This window comes from Acinetobacter harbinensis, from assembly GCF_000816495.1.
Classification (GTDB): Bacteria; Pseudomonadota; Gammaproteobacteria; order Pseudomonadales; family Moraxellaceae; genus Acinetobacter; species Acinetobacter harbinensis.
Window position 1 is genome coordinate 1,054,004 of the sequence record NZ_JXBK01000001.1, and the last position, 6,019, is coordinate 1,060,022.

Consider the following 6,019-nt stretch of genomic DNA (forward strand, 5'->3'; position numbering starts at 1 on the left):
AGTCCGGATTCAAATCATGCCAGATCTCTGAAATAGCGCCCATTTTGTAAAAATTCTCAACCCCGGGGGCAAAAATGGCAGAACTTTGTGATAATTCTTTTAGGCGCTCAACCGGAATTTTAGTCACCCGCGACATGGCATTTAAGTCCATAACCTTGACTTGGCTACTTTCCAGTGCAAAAACCTGATTGGCCATTAAACCATAAGAAAGAAAACCGCCACTGACCGCCTCTCCCAAGATAATTGCTAAATTCGGATGTTGCTGTCGACGCAATAAATCGACGCAAGAGGCAAGATGCGCAAAGCTGCGATTTAAGCACAGCACTTCATCCGCACGAGAGAGTGCTTGTCCTTGAGTGTCGACAATAAAAATCACCGGCGTCTGATCATTCAGTGCAATAATTTCCAGCACTTCTGCTGCAATGTGCAGAGCAATCTCATGATTAATCGGCGCAGAATTGACTGTGCCCACAATACGCACTGGACCTGCGGCGGTTTGCGCAGCACCTTTAATGAAATGACCCTGAATCTGGTAAGTTAGATGATCCGGAAACAGCTGACTTAAAATAACTTCAGTTTCCATAGCCGACTCCTTGTTTAATCTGAATAACCGCTGCTGCACTCAGCATCGGGATGTGTTCAGCGTGCTGAATGTGCATGCCTTGCCAGATCTCTAAGCCATCTTTTTTCCCAAACCACTGATCAAATTGCTGTTGAATCAGCTGTTGTTTGTGTTGTAGTGCCGTCAGCGTTAACTGTTCCGGTGCTTGGGCCAGTGCAGTGATAATCTGCTCGCGGATCTCATCGGTATCATCTTCAGTGAGCACCTGTATCTGATCCAGCAAGTAACGGTTTTTACCGCCGGTGACACGCCACACCAAGGCACGGTCTTTAGAGTCAAACTCCTCGACACCTTTTACCGTTTCAATCACTTCTGGGCCAGAAAGCGCCAAGCGACCTTCTTCTGACATGATAATGTGACTGCTTAAACAGGCGCTGATGCCCATGCCGCCAAATGCACCACAGGTTCCACCGATGATGCTAATAATCGGAATGCCGGCATTTCTTACTTTAAGCATGGCGCGCATGATCTCAGAAATCGCAATCAATCCTGCATTGGCCTCATGCAGTCGAACACCGCCGGAGTCAATGAAGAAAACCACCGCACGGGACTGATCTTGAATCGCTCTTAGCAATAAACCAACGATTTTTGCGCCGTGAATTTCACCGACGGCACCACCCATAAATTGCCCTTCTTGCGCAATGAGATGGACAGGCGTTTTATTGATGCATGCCGTGCCAATAATCACGCCATCATCAAAACTGCCGGGGATATCTAAGGCTTGTAGATTGGGACTCAGTGGCAATGCGCCGGCTTTTAAAAACTCATTAAAGCTGCCTGCATCGACGATGCTGGAAATTCGATTTCGTGCGGTTTTCTCATAAAAGCTTTTTTTAATCATATTATGCATGTTCATTATCCTTCAGCAGGGTAACGGCTTGACTGAGTCGTAAACTGACCACGGCAGGCGTTGCACCCATATCATTGAGTTGGAATTTTAGACCACCGACAGCGTGGCGATTGCAAAACTCACTCAGTACCGCAGTCCAAACCTCTTTAAAACCAGTGGCTGAGGTGTTGACAATAATGTCGCATTTTTCTGTCTGTTCAATTGCGCTGACGAAGACTTCTAAATTGCCAGAGCCGACCACCCCACAAATCATTTCATGTTTGGTCAGCGGGGTACTTTTTGAGTGAAGCGAAAAATTCAGTTGTTCCATAATAATCACCAGTTTCTAAAGCGGCTTGGCGGGGAGTACAGACCTTCAGACCATTTCACCAGATCTTTCACCGACTGTGCGGCCAGTAGGTCGCGCGTGGCTTTTGAGGTATCAATACCCAAGTCTTCAGGGCGCTGGATAATGCCACGCTGTCTAAGTTCCTCGACTTTGGCATGATCGCGCTGCATTCCAATGGGGGTATAACCGGCAACACCGCGAATCGCTTGTTCGCGCTCTTCGGCACTCCGGCATAGCAATAAATTGGCAATGCCTTCTTCGGTCACAATATGCGTGACATCTTCGCCGTAAATCATAATCGGCGGGAAATCACTGCCCATTTTGTCTTGCAATTGCCATGCATCTAATTCTTCCACAAAGACTGGATGCATATGTTCACGATAGGTTTCTACCAGCTGTACCACCAGTTTGCGTCCTTTAATGACTTTGCCATCAACCGCCTCTTTACCGGCTTTGTTATAGGCAAAACTGGAATGGCGGCGTCCGTGCGGATCAGACCCCATATTCGGCGCACCACCAAAACCAGCAATACGATCGACCGTGGCAGTAGAGCTGTTGCCTTGTAAATCAATCTGTAACGTTGAACCAATAAACAAATCACAGGCATATAAACCTGCGGCCTGAGAAAATGCGCGATTCGATCGCATGCTGCCATCGGCACCGGTAAAGAACACATCGGAGCGATTACGAATATAATCGTCCATGCCGACTTCAGAACCAAAGCTATGAATGGATTCTACAAAGCCACTTTCAATGGCGGGAATGAGGGTCGGGTGTGGATTGAGTGCCCAATTGCTGCAAATTTTGCCTTTTAAGCCCAGCTCATTGCCATAAGTGGGCAACAACAGTTCAATGGCTGCGGTATCAAAGCCAATACCATGATTTAAACGTTGCACTTGATAAGGCGCATAAATACCTTTAATCACCATCATGGCCATTAAAATTTGTACTTCAGTGATTTGTGCCGGATCACGGGTAAACAGCGGTTCAACATAATTGGCTTTCGGGCTGACAATAAAGAAGTCGACCCAGTCCGCTGGAATGTCTACGCGTGGCAGCTGATCGCTCAGTTCATTGACTTGCGCAATCACAATACCGCTCTTAAATGCCGTGGCTTCAACAATGGCAGGCGTATCTTCGGTATTGGCACCTGTATATAAGTTGCCTTGCGCATCGGCTGCCTGCGCCGTAATCAAGCAAACATTGGGGATTAAATCAATAAAATAGCGACCATACAGCTCTAAATAGGTATGAATTGAGCCAATCGAGATTTTTTGCTGTTGTACCAATTGCGCAAGGCGTAGGCTTTGTGGGCCAGAAAAAGAGAAATCAAGTTTTGAGGCGATGCCTTTTTCAAAAATATCCAGATGACTTGGTAATGCCAGCACCGATTGTAATATGTGTAAATTATTCAATACCTCTGGATTACATTGACTTAAAGCCTTGGCTAGAAAGTCAGCTTGCTTTTGATTGTTGCCTTCTTGGCAAACTTTATCGCCGCAGGCAATCACAGTCTCTAGCAGTTCAATCACACGATCATGCGCGACCTGCTTGTCAAAGCCTTTAATTTTCGCTTGTTCTAGTTTGTTCAGGCGTTTGGTTTTTTGACTGTTCCATACGCGCTTATTTACCGTATTATTCATTCGATCACCCGATACTTAACCAAAAATTGCATTGACGGTCAGGAAAAAAATAGAGGGGCCAAGCAAGCAACCTAAGCCAGTGTAAAACGTGGCAACCAATGCACCATAAGGCACCAAACGTACATCTGTACCTGCCAGTCCTGCTGCAACGCCACTGGTGGTTCCTGCCATTCCGCCAAAAATCATGGCTGAACGTGGGCTTTTCAGATACATGAATTTGGCCAGTAAAGGCGTGCCCACCATAAAGAACACGGACTTAATTAAACCAATGGCAATAGACAGTGCAATCACTTCAGAGCTTGCACCAATGGCGGAGCCTGTAATCGGACCAACAATATAAGTCATGGCACCTGCACCAATCGTGGTCATGGAAACCGGATCTTTATAACCCATCAGCCAAGCCACACCCGCGCCAATTACAAATGGAATAACGCAACCGAGTAAAAGTGCAATCAATCCCACTTTGCCTGCTTTTTTAACTTCTTTAACATCCACTTCAAAAGCGGTAGAGGCAATGGCCAAGTCACGTAGCATCGCGCCGCCCAATAGCGCAAAACCTGAAAAAATCGCAATATCAGAGATGCCTTTCGTACCTTGGGTATAGACACCGGCAAAATAAGCAATCACTAAACCCATCGTGATGGCAATGGCAGAGCTTTGTAATTTACCCTTGGTCAGATATTTTGAAAGCAGATGAGACACAATCATCATTAAGCCGGTAACTGCAAGTGCAGTGATCAGCGCATTTTTTGTTAATACTTGAATTAAAACATCCATACGATAACTCCCTAAATTCCTTTATATGAGAGATGGGATTAATTTCTAGACTTTCGCTGTCTGAGCTGGATTTTCAATCGGCCATTCATAGCTGTCATAGTCATTGCTGTATTTATTTAACCAGCGAATCACCAAAACCGTACCGACCAAAGAAATGACTGCAACCACCACACCCACCATGCCACCCGACATCGCAGCCACGACATTTTGTCCTGCTGACATTGCAACAACGATAGGGATATACATACCGGACCAGTACAGCACGCCGAATTGAGTGACTTTAGGTAAATAGCCCTTTCTGGCCAGAACTTCCTTGCTGGCAATCAGCAGAATCATGGCGATGGCCACACCACCGACATTGGCTTTTACGCCCAGTAAAATACCCAGCATGTTGCCAAAATAATCACCCAGCAAATGACAGATTGCGAGTAATGCCGTACCGTAAATAATCATCTTGAATCCTCCATGGATTGAGATTTTCTAGTAATAAACGTCCATTTATTTTGTTATAGTTATAAACAGAATGTATTCAAATGACAATATATTTGTACTCAAAATACATAATATTGTATACAAAATGGTGAAATATGAATTTAATCAAAGACTTGCCCTTATCTATTCAAGTGAGTAAAAAGATAGAGGATGATATTATCTTTGGATATTTTCGGCCGGGCACAAAACTTGATGAAGCTGAGCTATGTGAACGCTATGGAGCGTCTAGAACGCCAATACGTGAAGCCTTAAAATTACTTTCAGCAGAAGGCATGGTAGAGATTCGCCCAAGACGAGGCGCGATTGTGCCGGAAGTGAATCCAATGACGCTATGCGAAATGTTTGAAGTGATGGCCGAGCTAGAAGGCATGTGTGGTCGATTGGCCGCTAGACGGATTCAAGAAGATGAGAAAAAACGATTACTTGAGCTGCATAAACATTGTGAAGAATATCTAGAATCCAATGATTCAGAAAACTATTACGAGAAAAATCGTCAGTTTCATTTTCAAATTTATGCCGCCAGTCATAACAGTTTTTTAATTGAGCAAGCATCTAGTTTGCATAAAAGATTACATCCTTATCGCAGATTACAATTACGTGTTAATAATCGCATGAATCACTCTTTTTCCGAGCATGAAGCGATTGTGCAAGCCATTATTCAGGGCGATGAAGTGGAAGCTGAAAAATTATTACGTGGCCATGTGGTGATTCAGGGGCAGAAGTTTACCGATTTAATGTCGACGATTAATCTGTCGAGCAAATAAAGTATTTACCTAATTGGTAGGTGATCAAGCCAAAATCATTCAGAAATAAAGATGAGTGGTTTGATAGAGTCTTTTTATTTATGCTTTGGGGAGAAAAATAAACTGCATGTAAATACTTATCAAAGCAGTCTGGCAAATTTGAATAAGGATCGATGAAGAGGGAATGTCTATAAATAGCGAGTGAGTCAGGTTCAAGCACGACTGAAATTTTACGACTCACTATACATCAATATTAGATAGTGATATTGCATACAGTAAAATGCCACCCTGCATGCTGCTGAAAAGATTACAGGCCAAAAGGCAGTTATTAAGGCTATTCATGATGCTTAAGATGCACTTGATATGACCAGCCTAAGGATTTATGTTTAAATTGAGCTGATTTTTTAGACTAAAACTGCAAATTTTTATTCAAATAGCCGAAAAAAACAACACCCGAGTGAAATAACGTGAATCAGGGGTTGCGCTGAATTTTAAAGTGTATAGAATACGCTGCATCCCGACGAGATAGACGGAAACGATTAAGGCACGAAGTGCTGAGATGTT

7 protein-coding genes are annotated in these 6,019 nt (G+C 44.1%); 1 reads left to right on the forward strand and 6 read right to left on the reverse strand.

All coding sequences use genetic code 11. From position 1 onward, the window contains the following. From SE27_RS04885 to madL, 6 genes are all read right to left on the reverse strand, one after another. On the reverse strand, positions 1-583 hold a 583-nt coding region (locus SE27_RS04885; protein ID WP_227504626.1), incomplete at its 3' end, for a biotin-independent malonate decarboxylase subunit gamma. After that, complete coding sequence (locus tag SE27_RS04890) at positions 573-1,472, reverse strand: biotin-independent malonate decarboxylase subunit beta (RefSeq protein ID WP_039621380.1); 900 nt, start codon at positions 1,470-1,472, stop codon at positions 573-575. The genes SE27_RS04890 and SE27_RS04885, both read right to left, overlap by 11 nt. Beyond that, positions 1,465-1,782, reverse strand: a complete 318-nt coding sequence (mdcC, locus tag SE27_RS04895; protein WP_039621382.1) for a malonate decarboxylase acyl carrier protein — start codon at positions 1,780-1,782, stop codon at positions 1,465-1,467. The genes SE27_RS04890 and mdcC overlap by 8 nt, the downstream gene beginning before the upstream one ends. Before the next feature lie 5 nt (positions 1,783-1,787). Next, complete coding sequence (gene mdcA / locus SE27_RS04900) at positions 1,788-3,443, reverse strand: malonate decarboxylase subunit alpha (RefSeq protein WP_039621384.1); 1,656 nt, start codon at positions 3,441-3,443, stop codon at positions 1,788-1,790. Positions 3,444-3,458: 15 nt separating this feature from the next. Continuing rightward, a complete protein-coding gene (gene madM, locus SE27_RS04905; protein WP_039621386.1) occupies positions 3,459-4,220 on the reverse strand; it encodes a malonate transporter subunit MadM in 762 nt (253 codons plus the stop codon). A 45-nt stretch (positions 4,221-4,265) separates the two neighbouring features. After that, a complete protein-coding gene (madL, locus tag SE27_RS04910) occupies positions 4,266-4,673 on the reverse strand; it encodes a malonate transporter subunit MadL (protein WP_039621389.1) in 408 nt (135 codons plus the stop codon). Positions 4,674-4,807: 134 nt separating this feature from the next. Here madL and SE27_RS04915 point away from each other — a divergent pair, with 134 nt between their 5' ends. Continuing rightward, on the forward strand, positions 4,808-5,476 hold the full coding sequence (locus tag SE27_RS04915) for a GntR family transcriptional regulator (protein ID WP_039621391.1): 669 nt from the start codon (positions 4,808-4,810) through the stop codon (positions 5,474-5,476). The last annotated feature ends 543 nt before the right edge of the window (positions 5,477-6,019 follow it).